Raw genomic sequence first — 18,502 nt, 5'->3', positions numbered from 1 at the left:
TGTATACACTTTTGAGTTTTAATGTGATACAATTAAATTGTACACAAATTAAAATAAGGTGGTTATTTTGATGGTATGGGTAGCTAATATTATGGTCGGTGTTGTTGCGTTAATACATATCTATATTGTTTATTTAGAAATGTTCGCTTGGTCAAAGCCAAAAGGGCTTCGAGTCTTTGGAATGACACAGGAAATTGCGGATGCTTCTAAAACACTGGCAGCGAACCAAGGGTTATACAATGGATTTTTGGCGGCAGGTTTAATTTGGGGATTGGTTCATCCGAATGTAAATTTCGGCCATCAAATTGAAATCTTCTTCTTATCAACTGTTATAGTGGCGGCGTTATATGGCGGACTGACGGTGAAAAAGTCTATTTTATTTATGCAAGGACTGCCAGCTTTAATTGCATTAATCCTCGTGGTTTCGATTTAAGATAACATAGAAGTAATCGATTAGGTTTCTACCTCGCGTACTTGCGTGGTGGAAGCCTTTTTTGCGTAAGATCAAGAAATTATTGGGTAATGAAATGCGCTGGATTAAAAACAGGAATTATGGATGGTGTACTAAGAAACAATAGAGAAGTGGTTGATTAATGTGTTTTAGGTACAGGTGTGGTCCTTAGATAAGATGTAAGGGACTTTAACAAACCTATTGCATGCTTGTGTGGGCTGAAAGAGTAGACGAAATGGCGTTTAATCTGAAAGTTCTAGACTTTAAAAGCAAATTCTCATCATAAAAAAAGAGCTGCTACCTAGCAGGGAACACCTGTCAGGGACACAGCTCTTTTTATGTGCTGGTTTAAATGAGGATCTTATTTAATAGAGGCTGCATAAATCGCTTCTACAGATTTAGAGAGGAGCGCGTTAAACTCTTCTTCTGACTGCCCAGCGCTTAGTCCCTGTGATAACGCACGTGAGAAGCTGGCGATCAGTCCTTGATTATGGGCGAGCTTATCGTTGGCCTCTGCTTGTGTGTAACCGCCGGACAAAGCGACAATTCGCAAAACATGAGGATTCTCCATTAATTCACGGTAGAAATTATTCTCCGTTGGGATGGAGAGCTTAAGCATGACCTTCACGTCTTTGCCCAGCGTAGACAATTGGGCTGATAGTTCTTCTTTTAGCAGCTTCTCTGAAGCCGTTTTATCAGCACTGTGGATATCAACTTCCGGTTCGATAATAGGTACGAGTCCCGCTGCTAAAATCTGCTTACCGATTTCAAACTGCTGTTCAACCACCTTTTTGATACCGGAAGGATTAGCCTCTTTAATCACCGAGCGCATTTTTGTACCAAAGATGTTACGTTCGTTGGCCCGCTTCAGAAGATCACTCAAGCCGGGAATAGGCTTCATTAGTTGTACTCCGTCTTCAGGGTCGGCAAGACCTTTATCGATTTTCAGGAAAGGCACAATCCCTTTTTTCTCCCATAGAAAATCGGCAGTATATTGCCCGTCTATGGAACGATCCATTGTGTTCTCAAATAAGATTGCACCCAGTATATGCTTTGAATCAAATGCAGGGCTCTTGATAATGCGCGTTCTCATCTCGTGAACCAACCCATACATTTGATCTTCATTAGAGTAACTGTCCTCTGCAACACCATATTGCAGCAGCGCTTTTGGTGTACTGCCACCACTTTGATCCAAGGCAGCTATAAATCCCTGTCCCGTCCGAATTCTTTCCCATTGCTCCATATTCATGAAAATACTCCTTCCTTTCGTGAACTGAATGAAAAATCTTATGTTCATTAACTATAACACTTAATGTACCGGCTCTAAACAAATGGCATTGTAAACTTGGCTGGTAACTAGTCTATTGTGAGGTGGTTTGAATCTGCGTTATAAGGACTTCCGGATCTGATTGATCCATGGGGATGACGAGATATCTACGTGTAAGGTCTCCTGAGTCCGATCTCAAGATGGTGAAGGCTTGCAATCTTAGCATACGAGAACGAATCGACGTATAATGTCAGCTGAGTCCGGACTAACCAAGATTGATGATACTACAGCATCGTTCGGACTGTATTGCAGCTATTTGGTGTTTTTGGAGCATTTTTCAGAAGTATCGGACTGCATAGCTCTTATTGCCAAGTATTTGCTCCAAAGAGGGGTGGATTTGGTTCAATAGCTGCATCTGAGTCCGATAGCATGGCGAAATGGGCTAAATCTGCGAAATAACGTCTCCTGAGTCCGAACTCATAGTTAGTGTGGACATCCAGTCTAGGTTGACGAGTATGAATCGATGTTTATGGTCATCTGAGTCCGGACTAGCCAAGATTGAAGATACTACAGCATCGTTCGGACTGTATTGCAGCTATTTGGTGTTTTTGGAGTATTTTTCAGAAGTATCGGACTGCATAGCTCTTATAGCCAAGTTTTTGCTCCAAAGAGGAGTACATTGGGTCGAATAGTTGCATCTGAGTCCGATAGCATGGCGAAATGACCTGAATCTGCGAAATAGCGTCACCTGAGTCCGGACCATCGATGGCAAGAACATGTAGCCTCCGCAGACGAGTAAGAATCGACGTATAGCGTCACCTGAGTCCGGACTAGCAAGATTGAAGATACTACAGCATCGTTCGGACTGTATTGCAGCTATTTGGTGTTTTTGGAGCATTATTCAGAAGTATCGGACCGCATAGCTCTTATTACCAAGTTTTTGCTCCAAAGAAGAGTGAATTTGGTTCAATAGCTGCATCTGAGTCCGATAGCATGGCGAAATGACCAAAATCTGTGAAATAGCGTCTCCTGAGTCCGGACCATCGATGGCAAGAACATGTAGCCTCCGCAGACGAGTAAGTATCGACGTATAGGCGTCACCTGAGTCCAAACCCATAGTTAGTGAAAACATGTAGCCTCAACTGACGAGAACGAATTGACGTCTGAGGTCATCTGAGTCCGGACTAGCAAGATTGAAGATACTACATTACCGTTCGGACTGTATTGCAGCTATTTAGTGTTTTTGAAGCATTTTTCAGAATTATCGGACTGCATAGCTCTTATTACCAAGTATTTGCTCCAAAGAGGAGTACATTGGGTCGAATAGTTGCATCTGAGTCCGATAGCATGGCGAAATAACCTGAATCTGCGAAATAGCGTCTCCTGAGTCCGGACCATCGATGGCAAGAACATGTAGCCTCCGCAGACGAGTAAGTATCGACGTTTAATGTCACCTGAGTCCGGACTAGCCAAGATTGACGATACTACATCATCGTTCGGACTGTATTGCAGCTATTTAGAGTTTTTGGAGCATTATTCAGAAGTATCGGACCGCATAGCTCTTATTGCCAAGTTTTTGCTCCAAAGAGGAGTGAATTTGGTTTAATAGCTGCATCTGGGCCCGATAGCATGGCGAAATGACCAAAATCTGTGAAATAGCGTCTCCTGAGTCCGGACCGTCGATGGCGAGGACTCGTAGCCTCCGCAGACGAGTAAGTATCGAAGTAGAATGTCACCTGAGTCCGGACTAGCCAAGTTTGAAGATACTACATCATCGTTCGGACTGTATTGCAGCTATTTAGTGTTTTTGGAGCATTTTTCAGAAGTATCGGACTGCATAGCTCTTATTACCAAGTATTTGCTCCAAAGAGGAGTACATTGGGTCGAATAGTTGCATCTGAGTCCGATAGCATGGCGAAATGACCAAAATCTGTGAAATAGTGTCTCCTGAGTCCGATCCATAGTTGTGTGGACATAAGGCCACGGCAGACGAGTACGAATCGACGTATAAGGACTCCAAGGTCCGATATCGCCGCAGCCGGAGATGCGGGTAAACATAAATGTTACTCCAAACTGAAACTAAAGACGCTCTATGCGAACTTTAAAGTGATCCCCCAAAGCGCACACTTAGCAAACTTCAAGACATCCACACGGTTCACCTAGCAAACTTCAGGACATTCCCAATGGTTCACCTAGCAAACTCAAGACATTCACAGGGTACTCTTAGCAACATTAACCTATCCCCAATGGTACTCTCTGCAAACGTCATCTCATCCCCAATCGTTCTCTTCACAGACTCCAAGTCACTCCAATGTGCTCAGCAAAAATTCCTTTGAAGTATTCTCAAGTAATATTCCTCGAAGCAGTCACTTTTTATGCTTAATTCCCAAACTTGGAATCAAATCGCATAGTCTTCATCAAGGCGCGCGAGACCAAACCACTCTATTACTTAAAGTTAGTTTGAAACACAGGGGAAGGATGAGCTTATTTAAGCGACTGGGAATTTTGTTTATGTTGTAAACAGCTTTGGATGAAGAATTTTAAATCAGAGTGTGTAAAGTCAGAACGCCAAAAGCCATGCTGGGAGCGGGTTGTTATCTTATTTTTGGATTATTTCCTAGTAAATTAATACGAATAATCCAATAAGATAATTGGTGTGACATTAATCATAATTACCAATTCGAAGCTTTGTGAAAATAATAACTTTTCGTAAATGTCGAAATGAGGTTGACGAATAAAAATATCAGTCGTATGATTGATTCTACTGAGTATGCTAGTAATTAAAAGTAAGTTAATAAATAATATATAATAGCGGGAGGAATGAAAGTGGAATCATCAACATTTGTGCTTTTTGGCGCTACAGGAGATTTAGCAAAACGTAAAATCTATCCTGCACTATATAACCTCTTTTTAGATGGTCAAATTTCAGGTCCTCTCTCAGTGATTGGATTAGGAAGAAGAGAAGTTTCAACTGAAGCTTTCCGTAAGCAAGTCCTGCAATCTTTGCAGACATTTTCTAGACAGCCAGCAGTAGAATCTCCACAGTTGCAGGTTTTCTTGGAAGCTTTTGAATATAGCGTTCTAGATGTAGGTAATACAGAGGATTATTTGAAGCTCCTGGAGCATGTTAAACGTCGTGAGCAATTTTTTAACATTCCGGAGAATCGGATGTTCTATTTATCGGTGGGTCCTGAGTTTTTCAAGGAAATTGCCGCCAATATTCACTCCAGTGGTCTGGGATCTACGAAGGGCTGGAAGCGTCTGATTATTGAGAAGCCTTTTGGTACAGACTTGCAAACAGCAAGAGAGTTAAATGACAGCTTGAATGCCGTATTTACTGAAGAGGAGATTTTCCGAATTGACCACTTCTTGGGTAAACCGATGGTTCAGAATCTGGAAGTTCTAAAATATTCAAATCCTGTGCTTAGAGCACTGTGGAAAAATCGGTATATCGCAAATGTGCAAATTACGGCGAGTGAGATTGTTGGCGTTGAAGAACGGGCAGGCTATTATGATAAAGCTGGGGCACTTCGTGATATGTTCCAGAACCATATGCTTCAATTGCTCATGATGATGGCGATGCAGCTTCCAAAAGGCAGTACACCTGAAGAGATCCGTGGGAAGAAAAGATATGTCATGGAGCGCCTCATTCCGCTAAGTAAAGACGAAGTTAATCAATATGTTGTCCGCGGACAATATGCTGAAGGTGAAATTAAAGGTAAATCTGTTGCAGGCTACTTGGATGAACCCGGAATTAGCCAATCCTCACAAAATGAGACGTTTATTGCAGCGCGTTTGTTTATAGATGATCCATTGTGGAATGAAGTTCCGTTCTATATCCGTACTGGCAAGAGAATGAAAGAGAAATCAACAAGAATCGTTATAGAATTTAAAGAACCGTTTAATGATAACAATAACAAAAATAAAGGGAATGACGTTCCAAATCTGCTCATCATCGAGATCGGTCCAAATGAAGCCATTACGCTTCAGTTGAATACGAAGGATCAGCTGCAAAAAGGGAAACTTGAACCTGTCCTCGCTACTTATGAAGCCGGAACTTCAGACGTACCAGAAGCTTACGAAAATCTGATCTTTGATGCACTTCGTGGTGACGCCACTTTCTTCGCTCATTGGAAAGAAGTCGAGCTGTCATGGCAATGGGTTACACCAATCCAGGAAGCTATGGAAGAGGGGCTAATGCCACTTCATACCTATGCTTCAGGTTCTTATGGTCCAGATGCGGCTATGGAGCTTTTGGGTGAAGACCGCTGGTGGTTTGATGATACAGATCAGGAGTCAGATCTTCTCGACGCTCAAGCAGAAGTTGCAGCAGCGCAGGAATCTATACGGCCAGGGGCTTAAGCCCCTGCCTGTTTTTTTTGCCAATTTAGCTAAAATACATCACAAGAATCTATAAATCGGAGGGAATTTACATGAAAGTAGGATTAGTTGGGTTAGGAAAAATGGGTTTTAATTTGGGTCAAAATTTGCTGGATCATGGACATGAGGTTGTTGCTTTTGATCTGAATGCACCTGCTGTAGAAGAAATGAAAGCTAAAGGCGCTAGTGGAGCAGTAACGCTTCCAGAATTGGTACAGCAATTGGAAACACCAAGAATCATTTGGATCATGGTTCCGCATCAGGTCGTTGATTCTGTAATCGCTGAACTTACTCCACAGTTGTCTAAAGGTGATATCGTTATTGAAGCAGGAAACTCGCATTATAAGGAATCGATTCGTCGGTATGAGGAATTGAAGGAGCACGGAATTCACTTTATGGATGCAGGTACCTCTGGCGGTATGGAAGGGGCGCGTAATGGCGCTTGTTACATGGTTGGCGGAGATCCCGAAGCTTGGGAAGTTGTGGAGCCTATTTTCCGTGATACAGCTGTAGAAAGCGGCTTTTTATATGCTGGTAAAGCAGGTAGCGGCCATTTTCTAAAAATGGTGCATAACGGTATCGAATACGGCATGATGGCTGCTATCGGTGAAGGTTTTGAGGTTCTGGAAAAGAGTGAATTTGACTACAACTTTGAGGAAGTAGCTCGGGTGTGGAATCATGGCTCTGTAATCCGTTCGTGGCTGATGGAACTTGTGGAACGCGCCTTCTCGAAGGACGCTAAACTAGATGAGATTAAGGGCATTATGCATTCGTCTGGTGAAGGCAGATGGACGCTTGAAACCGCCTTTGATTTACAAGCGGCGACTCCGGTTATCGCAATGGCGTTATTGATGCGTTACCGTTCCCTTGAGACCGACACATTCACTGGAAAAGTAGTTGCTGCACTGCGGAACGAGTTCGGCGGACACGCTGTGGAAACTAAATAAGATTGGCCGACTCTGAATTGAGTGTTTACAAGCTCGAATTTCTCGCAATTTATGTTGCGGAGAAATTTGGGCTTTTTATTTTAAGGGGAATAGATAATGGGAAGTATAGATGGAGTACGAATTTAATGCAGTTTACATATTTTAGGGGGAGAAGGGTAAGTTAGGAAGCAAGGGGGAGATTTCATGCAAAGTGGAATTCGTGAGCGACTTCATTTTCTAAATAAATTTCTGCATGCGCCCCGACAATATGGTAGTGTGACTCCCAGTTCACATTGGCTGGCCCAGACGTTGCTTGATCCAGTGCCTTGGAACCAAGTGCATTCTATGGCTGAGTTGGGTGCGGGGACTGGTGCAATCACAAGGTTTATTCCGCGTGGAGAAAAGACCGGTATGAATGTTCTTTTATTTGAAATAGATCCTGATTTTCGCAGTCAATTAAGAGAGGAATTCCCTGGATGTTTCTGCAACAATGATTGTCTCCGGCTGCGTCTTGCGCTTCATAACAGCAGTCTGGAGAAGCTGGATTGTATCGTGAGTAGTTTGTCTTTGATGAATTTCTCGAAACCAGACCGCACTAAGTTTATGGAACAGATCATTTCTTCTTTAAAAGAAGGAGGGTGGTTTATAACCTATGAATATTTTCCGCGGATGAAAACAGAGTTGAGCCAGCATTTTGAGATCCTACACACGAAGTGGGTGCTGCTGAATTTTCCACCAGCGCTTGTATATATTTGCAGGAAAAAAACTACAACGCAAGTGCAACGCGAAAATCCCAAATCAACAGTCAACGTAATCCCAATCTCTCAGGTTTATACAAAAAGATAATCATCTTTATATAACAAATGCCGTCACCCATTACTCATTGGGAAACGGCATTTTTAAATGGGCTGCGAAGGCGTTTGAGCCCGATTAATAGAGAATCTCAATATTCTCTTTGTTCAGGCGCTTCAACCAAACCTCAGAAGGCTGGCGGTCTGTGATCAAAAAGTCGATTTGGCCAAGCTCGATCAGCTTTGTAAAGGCGGTCTTATCGAATTTGGTGTGATCGGCCAGGAGTATGACCTTGTTAGCTTGACGTAGCATATATTTCTTGAGCTCACACTCCGGTTCATTAGAATCTGTGATGCCTCGCTCCATATCTATTCCTTTACAACTGATAACCGCAGTGTCCACATTGTATCTTTGAATGGTGTCATGTGCTACAGGACCCACGAGTGACATGGATCGGTAACGTAAAGAACCTCCGGTAGAGATGATATCCATCCCAGAATTCGAGAACTCATGCAAGATATTAATCGAGTTCGTGATAATGGTCAGATTGTTTTTATTGCCAAGCAGTTTTAGAAACTCAAAGGCTGTGGAGCTAGGATCCACCATTAACGTATCTCCATCATTGATTAAATCTAGCGCCTTAAGGGCGATTCCCCGTTTGATATCTGTATTCAGCGCATTGCGTGTAACAAATGGCAAATCCTCGTTCGTGTGACGATTCAGCATGGCCCCGCCATAGGTTCGGCTTAGAATTCCATCCTTCTCCAGCTTCTCCAAGTCTCTGCGTATCGTCTCTTCTGTAACTTCAAACATCCGGCTTAGATCAGAGACTAATACTCGTTTATCCTGATGAACAAGATCTATTATTTTTTTGCGTCTTTCAGCTGCAAGCATAGGGATCACCTTTCCGAAATCTGTATATTCCTTAATCATAGCTCCAAATATCTGTGTTTTGCAATAAAATCAACGTAGAATCATGTTTGTTTTCCAATAAATATTCACAAAACGGATATAAAACAAATAAAAACAACATAAATAATATTTAAAATGTTGACAACAAAGATTTGCGGGCATACGATGAAGGAGAAAATAAGTCCTGTAGTGGTAATTAGATTTGAAAGATACCAGAGCCGGCCCAGTTGCGATTCAGAGGCCAGCCTGAGGCGCTGCAGCCGGAATACTACGCTCTAGCTTGCAGAGTTGTGTGTAAAACTTTGGTGTTGATAAATTAACTTTAGGAGGCTGGTCAAGCATGAGCACGCATGTGTATTATGTTCCATCGATCAATATTATGGGCAAGGGATGCTTGCAGGAGATTGGTCCATACATCCAAGAGCTTAAATTAAAAAAGGCGCTTGTTGTTACGGACAAATTCCTTATGAAAAGTGGCATTGCTGGTAAATTGCTGGCGGTATTGGACGAAGCGGGGATTGAATATGCCATCTATGATGAAGTGAAACCCAATCCGACCTGTAAAAATGTCCACGATGGCGTTGATTATCTCAAAGCGCAGAATTGTGATTATCTGATTTCCATTGGCGGTGGATCACCACAGGATACTGCCAAAGCCATTGGTATCATTGCCACAAATGGCGGTCATATCAAAGAATATGAAGGTGTACACAAGTCTAAGCATAAATCACTGCCGATTGTCGCCGTGAATACCACTGCTGGTACTTCGGCTGAAGTGACCATTAACTATGTAATCACAGACGAAGAACGCAAAGTGAAGATGGTTATGGTAGATAAGAACAGCCTTGCGACGATTTCAGTCAACGATCCTGAGCTTATGGTTGATAAACCCGCTGCACTTACCGCGGCCACGGGTATGGATGCATTGACTCATGCGATTGAAGCGCTGGTGACGCCGGGAGCATATCCGGTAACCGATGCTACGGCACTAGCCGCAGTGGAGCTTATTTTTGCTAATCTGGCTCGTACTGTGAAGAATGGCCATGATATCGAAGCGCGTGAACAGATGGTATACGCGATATTCCTTGGCGGATTGGCTTTCAATAATGCGGGGCTTGGTTATGTGCATGCGATGGCGCATCAGCTGGGCGGCGTATACGATCTGCCGCACGGCGTATGTAACGCGATGCTGCTGCCTTTTGTGGAAGAAGAAAATGCCAAATATGTGCCTGAGAAATTCAGATCCATTGCTAAAGCGATTGGATTAAATGTAGAGAACCAAACAGATAAACAATGCGCAGATTTCGTAATTGAGTCGATCAAGGCGTTATCTAAAGAAGTAGGGATTCCAGCCAAATTATCCGAGCTTGGCGTAGAAGAAGTAGATCTTGATCTTCTGGCTGAAAATTCGATGAAGGATGCTTGTGCACCAGGGAACCCTTTTATTCCTACTAAAGAAGAAGTTATTACACTGTTCAAAAAAATATTATAAATCACCCCTTATCATAGGAGATTGTTTATGAATAATCACATCGCGGTTGACATCGGTGCCTCAAGTGGGCGGCTGGTGCGCGGAATATTGCAAGAAGGTATTCTTTCCTTAGAAGAGCTTCATCGCTTTAGCAATAGCTTTACGGAACAAGAGGGTTCCTGTTTCTGGGACATTGATTATTTAGTAGAGCAGATTATGATCGGGCTTCGGAAGGCTAAAACCGATGGAATTACTACCTGTACGCTCGGTATTGATACATGGGGTGTAGATTATGTGCTGGTAGATGCGGACGGGAATCGTGTTCAGGAAGTATACGCCTACCGGGACCGCAGAACGGATCTGGCTGTGGATCAGGTGGCACAGCAGCTTTCACCACAAACCGTCTATGAAAAGACAGGAATCCAGCAGTTATCCATCAATACCTTGAATCAGTTATATGTTCATAAAGAAGAAGAGCTAGCGCAAGCGGATCAGATTTTACTTGTACCAGATTATCTATATTACCGACTGACTGGCCGTAAAATCAACGAGGTTACGATTGCATCTACAACACAGCTGTTGAATCTGGAAAGCCGGGATTTTGACGATGACCTATTAGAATTTTTGAATATCAGGAAAGATCAATTTGCAAAATTAACTGAGCCTGGTGTAGTGGTTGGTCCTCTTGACGAAGCTTTAATCCAACAATATGACCTGCCTGAATGCCAGCTGATCTGTGTGGCTTCCCATGATACGGCCTCAGCAGTGCTAGGTGCTCCACTTCAAGAAGGCTCAGCTTATATCAGCAGTGGAACTTGGTCTTTACTCGGTGTAGAAAGAACGGAGCCTCTAAATTCTCTAAAAGCCATGCAGGCTAACTACACCAATGAGTGGGGAGCCTACGGAACTTATAGATTCCTCAAAAATGTAATGGGCTTATGGCTTATTCAAGAGGTTCGCAGATTACTGAACAATTGTTATAGTTTTGCGGAGCTTGCAGAGCTTGCACAGGGAGAAGAGGGGTTTCGCAGCCTGATCCCTTGTAATGCACCAAGGTTTCTTAATCCATCGAACATGATAGAAGAAATCCGCAGTGCCTGTATGGAGAGTGAGCAGCCCGTTCCGGAGACACCTGGACAGTTAGCACGTTGTGTTTTTGACAGCTTGGCGTTATCCTATCTAACTTATTTAGAAGAGTTGGAGGAGCTGACAGAACGTCGGATCGAGGGATTGCAAATTGTCGGCGGTGGGGCGAACAATCGGCTTTTATGCCAACTAACCGCTGACGTTATCGGCAGGGAAGTAAAGGCTGGACCAACGGAAGCGACTGCTCTAGGAAATATAGTAGTGCAGATGATTAGCACAAATTCCATTGCAGACATAACTGAGGCAAGAGCTATTATCGAACAATCTTTTGAAATAACATCATACATTCCGCAGCCGATCAAGCATTTTAATAACATTCTAAATCGCTGGAGAAGCCTTCATCTGTCCAAGGTGAATGAGCTTATCTAAGCGAAACAGACGTTGCACTAATTTAGGAGGATAAACAGCATGGATCAGAGCATTATCACTAGTTATAACGAAGCCAAAAAACTATACGCAGCCCACGGTATTGATGTGGATAAAGTGCTGGAGCGACTCGCGCAAATTAAAATTTCCATACATTGCTGGCAGGGTGATGATGTAAAAGGTTTTCTTTTTAAGGAAAAAGAACTAAGCGGGGGCATTGCGGTAACGGGAAGTTATCCGGGCCGAGCGGGTACACCAAATGAACTACGTCAAGATTTAGAAAAGGCGTTATCTCTTATTCCTGGTAAACATAAGGTTAACCTGCATGCTATTTACGCAGATACAGATGAACCTGTAGATTTGGATGAACTAGAGCCACGACATTTTCAATCCTGGGTGGATTGGGCGAAGGAACAGGGCTTAGGGCTTGATTTTAACCCTACTTGTTTCTCACATCCGAAAGCAGCCGATGGATTCACCCTCAGTCATTCGGACGCGGAGATTCGGAATTTCTGGATCAGACACTGTAAAGCTTCACGTACGATCGCTGAGCATTTTGGGCGGGAGCTGGGTCAGCCTTGTGTGACGAATTTTTGGATTCCAGACGGATATAAAGATACGCCAGTAGATCGGCTAGCACCAAGAGTACGTTTAAAAGAGTCGCTGGATGAGATTTTTAGTCAGGAAATAGATCCGCTTTATAATATGGATGCCTTGGAAAGTAAACTGTTTGGAATTGGTTCTGAAAGTTATGTGGTTGGCTCTCATGAATTCTATATGGGTTATGGTTTAACAAATGGAAAAGCGATCTGTTTGGATGCGGGACATTTTCATCCTACAGAAGTGATTTCGAATAAATTATCTTCGATTCTGATGTTCAGTGAGCAGCTGCTGCTGCATGTCAGCAGACCTGTCCGCTGGGACAGTGACCATGTGGTAACAATGGATGATGAGCTGCTGGAAATCGCCCGTGAATTGGTTCGCGGGGATTTACTTCCTCGTACGAATATTGGATTGGATTTCTTTGATGGCAGTATCAATCATCTCGCGGCATGGGTCATTGGCACCCGCAACACTATTAAGGCGTTGCTGCGTGCGATGCTGGAACCAGTGGAAGAGCTTAAGCAAATCGAGCGGTCCGGGGATTATACTTCACGTCTTGCTCTGGTAGAAGAGTTCAAATCGTATCCGTTTGGAGCGGTCTGGGATTACTACTGTGCATCACAAGGTACACCGGTGCGTGAGCAATGGCTTACAGAAGTGAAAAATTATGAACAAGACGTTTTGTCTTTAAGATAAAAGTGGATACGGAGAGCAGCAAATACAAAGGAGAGAATAGACTATGAGTACATCGTTGTTAGAATCAAAAGGTTATATTGCCAGTAGTGAAGCTCCATTTATTCAGGAAATGTCAGAGATCACCCGTCATATGTGGGAGCTTGGCTGGGATGAACTGAATGGTGGGAATGTCAGCTATTTACTGGATGAGAATGAGGTGGCTAAGTATATTAATGTACTGGAGCCGTTGCGCACGATCAAACTCACCTTTCCGGTAAAAGAATTAGCAGGCAAGTATTTTATCGTAACAGGTTCGGGCAAATATTTCAGAAATGTGATTAAAGACCCTGAAGCGAATCTGGGTGTGTTAAGGGTTAGCGGCAATGGCGAAAGTGTGGAAGTATTGTGGGGATTGCGGAATGGTGCAGTTCCTACGAGTGAGCTCGCTTCGCATTTTATGAGTCATATTGAACGTCTGAAAGTAGATCCCACACACCGTATCGTGCTGCATACACATGCTACAAATGTTATCGCGATGACCTTCACGCATGATCTGGACGAACTGAAGTTTACCAAAACGTTATGGGAAATGTGCACAGAGTGCCTTGTTGTTTTCCCTGATGGCGTCAGTGTTATTCCGTGGATTGTTCCGGGCAGCAGTGAAATCGGCCGTGAGACTGCCAAAAAAATGAAGGATCACCGTTTAGTCATCTGGCCGCAGCATGGGATTTTTGGCACTGGCTCCACCATGGATGCTACCTTTGGTCTAGTAGAAACGGTTGAAAAGGCTGCGACGATCTACAACTTGATTGGCGGTAGAGAAATCAAACAAAAGATCACAGACCAACAGCTATGGGATTTAGCTAAAGCATTTGGAGTTACACCTAAAGCGGGGATTCTTGAAGTCTAGAGAGTCATTATAATTTGGTGAAAACCGGACATTCGTAGATTCTGCGAGGTCCGGTTTTTGTTGTCTTTTTCTTAAAATTTGCATTTCCCATCTTTTGGGTGGATAATAAGCTTACTTAAAGTAATCAATTAATAAATTGGAGGTAACATATGAATACAGAGCAACTATTTTTACCTTTTCAAGTGGGGAATCTTTCGCTGTCGAACCGATTTGTAATGGCGCCGATGACACGCGCGCAGTCTCCGAAGGGTGTGCCGGGAAGCAATGTTGCCGCTTATTATCGTAGACGTGCAGAGGGTGGAGTGGGATTAATTGTTACTGAGGGTACTGCGATAAATCATCCAGCGGCTGTCAGTCACCAAGATATTCCTAATATACATGAAGATGCATCTTTAGAAGGCTGGAAGAAGGTTGTGGAAGAGGTTCACGCAGCTGGCGGCAAGATCATCCCGCAGCTTTGGCATGTGGGGATGGCGCGTACAATCGGCGAGTATCCTAACGTTGAAGCCCTTCCTGTAGGCCCTTCGGGTCTGAATTTAGCAGGTGAGCCGGTGACAGAGCCGCTGACCACAGAAGAGGTTGAAAGTTTAGTAACAGCCTTCGCTCAAGCGGCGGCAAATGCCAAAAGCGTTGGCTTTGATGGCATTGAGCTGCATGGCGCTCATGGGTATCTGATAGACCAGTTCTTCTGGGATAGAACGAATAAACGTACCGATCGTTACGGTGGTGATTTGGTAGGAAGAACAACATTCGCTGTCGAGATCATTAAAGCATGTCGTCAAGCGGTTGGACCAGACTTCCCAATCGTGCTGCGCTTTTCCCAGTGGAAGTTGGGGGCGTATGATGAGAAGCTGGCGAAGACTCCAGAAGAACTTGCGAGTTTCCTAGCACCGCTTAGCGAAGCGGGTGTAGATATCTTTCATTGCTCGACCCGACGCTTCAGTCAACCTGAATTTGCTGGCTCTGATCTTAATTTAGCTGGGTGGACTAAGAAGCTTACCGGGAAGCCGTGTATTACAGTAGGCTCTATTGGCCTGCAAAGCGATTTCTTCGAGGAAGATAAAGCTCAGAAGCCTGAGGATAATATTGATGAGTTAACTGAAAGGTTCGATCGGGAGGAGTTTGATTTGGTTGCAGTGGGCAGAGCGCTTATTAGCGATCCGGCTTGGCCTGCCAAAGTACAAAGTGGAGCGATAGACGAAATCATCCCATTTACTCCTGAAGCGACGAATACGCTTTACTAAAACTAGCAGAATATACAATGACTATTTTTTTAGGTAAGAGGTTGTGTAACTGTTTCAAGAGTAGTGTATCTGCTTATAATAGTAGCATACCCCCCTTAATATGATAGAACTTGACCCTGCCAAACGTTGGCGGGGTATTTTTTTGTCGATATGCAACGCTTCATTACATCATTAATAGACCGGGCACTTCTATGTTAGGCCAGCATTATGTTATAATTTTAAATTAGCAAAGTATAAAAATAATTGTTGAACAATAGAGGACGTGAAAACAGCATGACAAAGGGGAACCATAACTCACCGGACTTAAAATCCGGCAAGGGTTCTAAGGATTATTCGAAATATTTTGATTTTAGTGATGCAAAGGTAATTAGTGAAGAGGAAGGTAAGGTTACTTACCGGATTAAAGGAAGAAATGTGCAAATTAATAGCCAGCCTGACTATAAAGAAGGAAAACGGCGCGGCAAGGAAGAAATAGAAGTGCATTATGATTTCGAGATTCCTGAAGAGATGCAGAATTTCGGAGTGGGCAAATATTATCATATAACGACTTATGGCTGCCAAATGAATGAGCATGACACGGAAACGATGAAGGGCCTATTGGAACAGATGGGCTACCGCAGTGTCGCTGACCGGAATGACGCGGATCTCATTTTGCTGAATACTTGTGCGATTCGGGAGAACGCCGAGGATAAGGTATTTGGAGAGCTAGGACATCTTAAGAACCTGAAGATCGAGAAGCCGGGTCTGTTGTTAGGGGTATGCGGTTGCATGTCGCAAGAGGAAGGCGTAGTCAACCGGATTATGTCAAAGCATGGCTTCGTGGATATGATCTTCGGTACGCATAATATTCACAGGTTGCCACACCTCATTAAAGAAGCGGTATTTAGTAAGGAGCTTGTGGTTGAGGTATGGTCCAAAGAAGGCGACATTATTGAGAACTTGCCGAAGAAGCGGGAAGGCATGCGCGCTTGGGTGAACATTATGTATGGTTGTGATAAGTTCTGCACGTATTGCATCGTACCGTTTACACGCGGTAAAGAACGCAGTCGTCGTCCAGAGGACGTTATCGCTGAGGTGAGAGAGCTTGCGCGCCAAGGCTTCAAGGAAGTAACGCTATTGGGGCAGAACGTAAATGCTTACGGTAAAGACTTTACGGATATTGATTACACCTTCGGGAACCTGATGGATGATATGCGTCTGATTGATATTCCGCGCATTCGTTTTATGACATCGCATCCACGAGATTTTGACGATAAATTGATTGAGGTTTTGGGCAAAGGCGGCAACTTGGTGGAGCATATCCATCTGCCGGTTCAATCGGGAAGTACTGCCGTTCTTAAGAAAATGAGCCGTAAATATACCCGGGAAGCTTATCTGGAATTAGTACGCAAGATTAAGATAAGTGTGCCGAATGCTGTATTAAGTACCGATATTATCGTTGGTTTCCCTGGGGAGACTGATGAGCAATTTGAAGATACCCTATCGCTTGTGCGTGAGGTTGGGTATGATATGGCATATACGTTCATTTATTCTCCACGTGAGGGCACACCAGCAGCGGCGATGGAAGATAATGTACCGATGTCGGTGAAGAGTGAACGTCTGCAAAGATTAAATGATCTCATCAAAGAGAACAGCCGGATTATTAATGACCGAATGCTGGATGAAGTTGTAGAGGTGCTGGTTGAAGGGGAGAGTAAGAATAACTCCGAAGTCCTTTCCGGCCGTTCCCGCGCTAACAAGCTGGTTCATTTTGAAGGTCCTAAGGAGCTTATCGGCACATTTGTGAACGTGAGAATTACAGATACCAAAACATGGTACATTAAAGGGGATATTGTGGTTGAGGCCGCAGCTGTTCATTAATCACATACGAATGGGGAGATGACTAATGAGTACAGAAGAACAACAGTTGAATAAATATGGAATGAAAACTTATAATACCCGTGATCTGATCGTTCGCGAGGATATTATGGGCAAAGCTAAAGAACTAGCATCATTAATCTCAACCAGTGAAGAGGTACGCCATTTTCAGCAGGCTGAGCAAAAAATTCTTAATCACGAGCGTGTGCAAGGACTGATTGCGACCATTAAGAAAAAACAAAAAGAAATCGTGGCCTTCGAAAGCTTCAATAATAAAGATATGGTCGCCAAAATTGAACGTGAAATTGAAGTGCTGCAAGATGAGATCGACGGTATTCCAGTCGTGAACGAATTTCAGCAAAGCCAGAGCGACATTAATTATTTGCTTCAGCTGGTAATTTCCGTGATTAGAGATACCGTTTCGGAAAAAATAAATGTGGAAGCCGGCACTGAAGCGCCTCCGACCACATGCGGATAACCCACACTCAGTTCAGGGGGCGGATGCAGATCCGTCCCTTTATTTCAATATAAGAGGTAGAAGTAAAGTACATGAAAATACATAATCCTTATAATTCAACGACAACGTCGTTTCTCATATAGTCTTTTTTGTAGGATAATGTAAAATAATGGAATTCATCTGTTGATTTATGAAGAACATGTTTGGTACATTTAAAGATACGAATAAGTAAAACTACAGCTTCGGAAAAGGATGGGGCAATTATGAGCGACAATGGGGAATTAACCTATAACGCCAAAAAATATCGTACACCGGATGGTGTTCCGGCCGACATTGTAATGTTTACACTTACCAAACGCGAGCGGAAGACGGTCACCAAGACGCTGCCTTTACGTGAGTTGAAGGTAATGTTAATTAGACGGAAAAAATGGCCATGTGCAGGCATGTGGGCTCTACCAGGCGGATTCTGTCAGGAAGATGAGTCTATATATGATGCTGCAACTCGTGAGCTGAAAGAAGAGACCGGTGTTGATGGAGGTCACTTAGAATATCTTGGGGTTTATAGTACACCTGGCCGCGACCCTCGGGGATGGATTATCAGTCATGCCTTTTTCGCTTTAGTAGAAGAGTGGATGCTGGAGCAAAGACAAGCTTCCGACGATGCGGGTGAAGTGGGTTTATTTACGTTGCAGGAAGCGTTAGAAGAACTGGAGCTCGCTTTTGACCACCATGAAATCATCAAGGATGCATACGTACGTATCCAACAGCAAATGCTGCAGACAACGATAGCAAGACAGTTTTTGCCTAGGCATTTTACGCTAAGTGAGCTTTATCAGGTAATTCAGACAGTAGTGCCAGAATTTAAAGAACCAAATTTTATTCGTAAAATCACGTCAACACGCAGCCGTCAGGGTATATTAAAAGAAGTGAGAGATGAAGAGGGCAATGCACTCAGCTCCAATCAATACTCACAACGCCCGGCTCAGTTGTATATGTTTACAGATCACGAGCCATTGTTGTCCATTTATACGTAGTGTCTTAAATC

The 18,502-nt window shown here is 43.5% G+C and carries 14 protein-coding genes; 12 read left to right on the top strand and 2 right to left on the bottom strand.

Annotation, left to right across the window (positions count from 1 at the left end; genetic code table 11):
- The first annotated feature begins 70 nt into the window (after positions 1 to 70).
- Positions 71 to 433 carry a DUF1304 domain-containing protein gene (locus tag MKY14_RS08550; RefSeq protein ID WP_340976278.1) on the top strand — a complete coding sequence of 121 codons (363 nt, stop codon included), beginning with the start codon at positions 71 to 73 and terminating at the stop codon, positions 431 to 433.
- A gap of 379 nt (positions 434 to 812) precedes the next feature.
- On the opposite strand, the gene MKY14_RS08545 is transcribed toward MKY14_RS08550, so the two are convergent.
- On the bottom strand, positions 813 to 1,700 hold the full coding sequence (locus MKY14_RS08545) for a fructose bisphosphate aldolase (RefSeq protein WP_076194668.1): 888 nt from the start codon (positions 1,698 to 1,700) through the stop codon (positions 813 to 815).
- Between the two features lie 2,844 nt (positions 1,701 to 4,544).
- Between MKY14_RS08545 and zwf the strand changes: the two genes are divergently transcribed.
- The 3 genes from zwf to MKY14_RS08530 all read left to right on the top strand — a co-directional run bounded on the left by zwf (position 4,545) and on the right by MKY14_RS08530 (position 7,870).
- A complete protein-coding gene (zwf, locus tag MKY14_RS08540) occupies positions 4,545 to 6,080 on the top strand; it encodes a glucose-6-phosphate dehydrogenase (RefSeq protein WP_076278115.1) in 1,536 nt (511 codons plus the stop codon).
- A 71-nt stretch (positions 6,081 to 6,151) separates the two neighbouring features.
- Positions 6,152 to 7,045 (top strand): phosphogluconate dehydrogenase (NAD(+)-dependent, decarboxylating), encoded by an 894-nt coding sequence (gnd, locus tag MKY14_RS08535; protein ID WP_036688068.1) that lies wholly within the window; start codon positions 6,152 to 6,154, stop codon positions 7,043 to 7,045.
- Positions 7,046 to 7,228: 183 nt separating this feature from the next.
- Positions 7,229 to 7,870: a class I SAM-dependent methyltransferase gene (locus tag MKY14_RS08530; protein WP_339168225.1), complete on the top strand. Its 642-nt coding sequence runs from the start codon at positions 7,229 to 7,231 to the stop codon at positions 7,868 to 7,870.
- A gap of 84 nt (positions 7,871 to 7,954) precedes the next feature.
- On the opposite strand, the gene MKY14_RS08525 is transcribed toward MKY14_RS08530, so the two are convergent.
- The gene (locus MKY14_RS08525; protein ID WP_038574551.1) at positions 7,955 to 8,710 is read right to left on the bottom strand and encodes a DeoR/GlpR family DNA-binding transcription regulator; all 756 of its coding nucleotides are present in this window, start codon (positions 8,708 to 8,710) and stop codon (positions 7,955 to 7,957) included.
- Between the two features lie 358 nt (positions 8,711 to 9,068).
- On the opposite strand from MKY14_RS08525, the gene MKY14_RS08520 reads away from it, so the two are divergent.
- From MKY14_RS08520 to MKY14_RS08485, 8 genes are all read left to right on the top strand, one after another.
- Positions 9,069 to 10,220, top strand: a complete 1,152-nt coding sequence (locus tag MKY14_RS08520; RefSeq protein WP_076184475.1) for an iron-containing alcohol dehydrogenase — start codon at positions 9,069 to 9,071, stop codon at positions 10,218 to 10,220.
- Between the two features lie 27 nt (positions 10,221 to 10,247).
- On the top strand, positions 10,248 to 11,714 hold the full coding sequence (gene rhaB, locus MKY14_RS08515; RefSeq protein WP_076302637.1) for a rhamnulokinase: 1,467 nt from the start codon (positions 10,248 to 10,250) through the stop codon (positions 11,712 to 11,714).
- A gap of 39 nt (positions 11,715 to 11,753) precedes the next feature.
- Positions 11,754 to 13,010 carry an L-rhamnose isomerase gene (rhaA, locus tag MKY14_RS08510; RefSeq protein WP_076280044.1) on the top strand — a complete coding sequence of 419 codons (1,257 nt, stop codon included), beginning with the start codon at positions 11,754 to 11,756 and terminating at the stop codon, positions 13,008 to 13,010.
- Positions 13,011 to 13,053: 43 nt separating this feature from the next.
- The gene (gene rhaD, locus MKY14_RS08505) at positions 13,054 to 13,899 is read left to right on the top strand and encodes a rhamnulose-1-phosphate aldolase (RefSeq protein WP_036688060.1); all 846 of its coding nucleotides are present in this window, start codon (positions 13,054 to 13,056) and stop codon (positions 13,897 to 13,899) included.
- 149 nt (positions 13,900 to 14,048) lie between these two features.
- Entirely contained in the window at positions 14,049 to 15,143 is a 1,095-nt protein-coding gene (locus MKY14_RS08500) for an NADH:flavin oxidoreductase (protein WP_076280043.1), read from the top strand.
- Between the two features lie 273 nt (positions 15,144 to 15,416).
- The gene (gene miaB, locus MKY14_RS08495; protein ID WP_076194685.1) at positions 15,417 to 17,003 is read left to right on the top strand and encodes a tRNA (N6-isopentenyl adenosine(37)-C2)-methylthiotransferase MiaB; all 1,587 of its coding nucleotides are present in this window, start codon (positions 15,417 to 15,419) and stop codon (positions 17,001 to 17,003) included.
- A gap of 25 nt (positions 17,004 to 17,028) precedes the next feature.
- Positions 17,029 to 17,478: a RicAFT regulatory complex protein RicA family protein gene (locus MKY14_RS08490; RefSeq protein WP_076128288.1), complete on the top strand. Its 450-nt coding sequence runs from the start codon at positions 17,029 to 17,031 to the stop codon at positions 17,476 to 17,478.
- A gap of 242 nt (positions 17,479 to 17,720) precedes the next feature.
- Positions 17,721 to 18,491, top strand: a complete 771-nt coding sequence (locus MKY14_RS08485; RefSeq protein ID WP_036688055.1) for an NUDIX domain-containing protein — start codon at positions 17,721 to 17,723, stop codon at positions 18,489 to 18,491.
- The last annotated feature ends 11 nt before the right edge of the window (positions 18,492 to 18,502 follow it).

The organism is Paenibacillus sp. FSL R5-0887 (assembly GCF_038002305.1).
GTDB classification, from domain to species: Bacteria; Bacillota; Bacilli; order Paenibacillales; family Paenibacillaceae; genus Paenibacillus_AQ; species Paenibacillus_AQ odorifer.
The sequence above is the reverse complement of the archived record's forward strand: the minus strand, read 5'-3'. Positions and strand labels throughout refer to the sequence as shown.

Bases quoted from the DNA above. Each gene is read 5' to 3' on its own strand.
- rhaD (WP_036688060.1), top strand. From the start codon at position 13,054: ATGAGTACATCGTTGTTAGAATCAAAAGGTTATATTGCCAGTAGTGAA.
- MKY14_RS08485 (WP_036688055.1), top strand. From the start codon at position 17,721: ATGAGCGACAATGGGGAATTAACCTATAACGCCAAAAAATATCGTACA.
- MKY14_RS08500 (WP_076280043.1), top strand. From the start codon at position 14,049: ATGAATACAGAGCAACTATTTTTACCTTTTCAAGTGGGGAATCTTTCG.
- MKY14_RS08525 (WP_038574551.1), bottom strand. From the start codon at position 8,710: ATGCTTGCAGCTGAAAGACGCAAAAAAATAATAGATCTTGTTCATCAG.
- MKY14_RS08550 (WP_340976278.1), top strand. From the start codon at position 71: ATGGTATGGGTAGCTAATATTATGGTCGGTGTTGTTGCGTTAATACAT.
- rhaB (WP_076302637.1), top strand. From the start codon at position 10,248: ATGAATAATCACATCGCGGTTGACATCGGTGCCTCAAGTGGGCGGCTG.
- rhaA (WP_076280044.1), top strand. From the start codon at position 11,754: ATGGATCAGAGCATTATCACTAGTTATAACGAAGCCAAAAAACTATAC.
- gnd (WP_036688068.1), top strand. From the start codon at position 6,152: ATGAAAGTAGGATTAGTTGGGTTAGGAAAAATGGGTTTTAATTTGGGT.
- MKY14_RS08530 (WP_339168225.1), top strand. From the start codon at position 7,229: ATGCAAAGTGGAATTCGTGAGCGACTTCATTTTCTAAATAAATTTCTG.
- MKY14_RS08545 (WP_076194668.1), bottom strand. From the start codon at position 1,700: ATGAATATGGAGCAATGGGAAAGAATTCGGACGGGACAGGGATTTATA.
- MKY14_RS08520 (WP_076184475.1), top strand. From the start codon at position 9,069: ATGAGCACGCATGTGTATTATGTTCCATCGATCAATATTATGGGCAAG.
- MKY14_RS08490 (WP_076128288.1), top strand. From the start codon at position 17,029: ATGAGTACAGAAGAACAACAGTTGAATAAATATGGAATGAAAACTTAT.
- miaB (WP_076194685.1), top strand. From the start codon at position 15,417: ATGACAAAGGGGAACCATAACTCACCGGACTTAAAATCCGGCAAGGGT.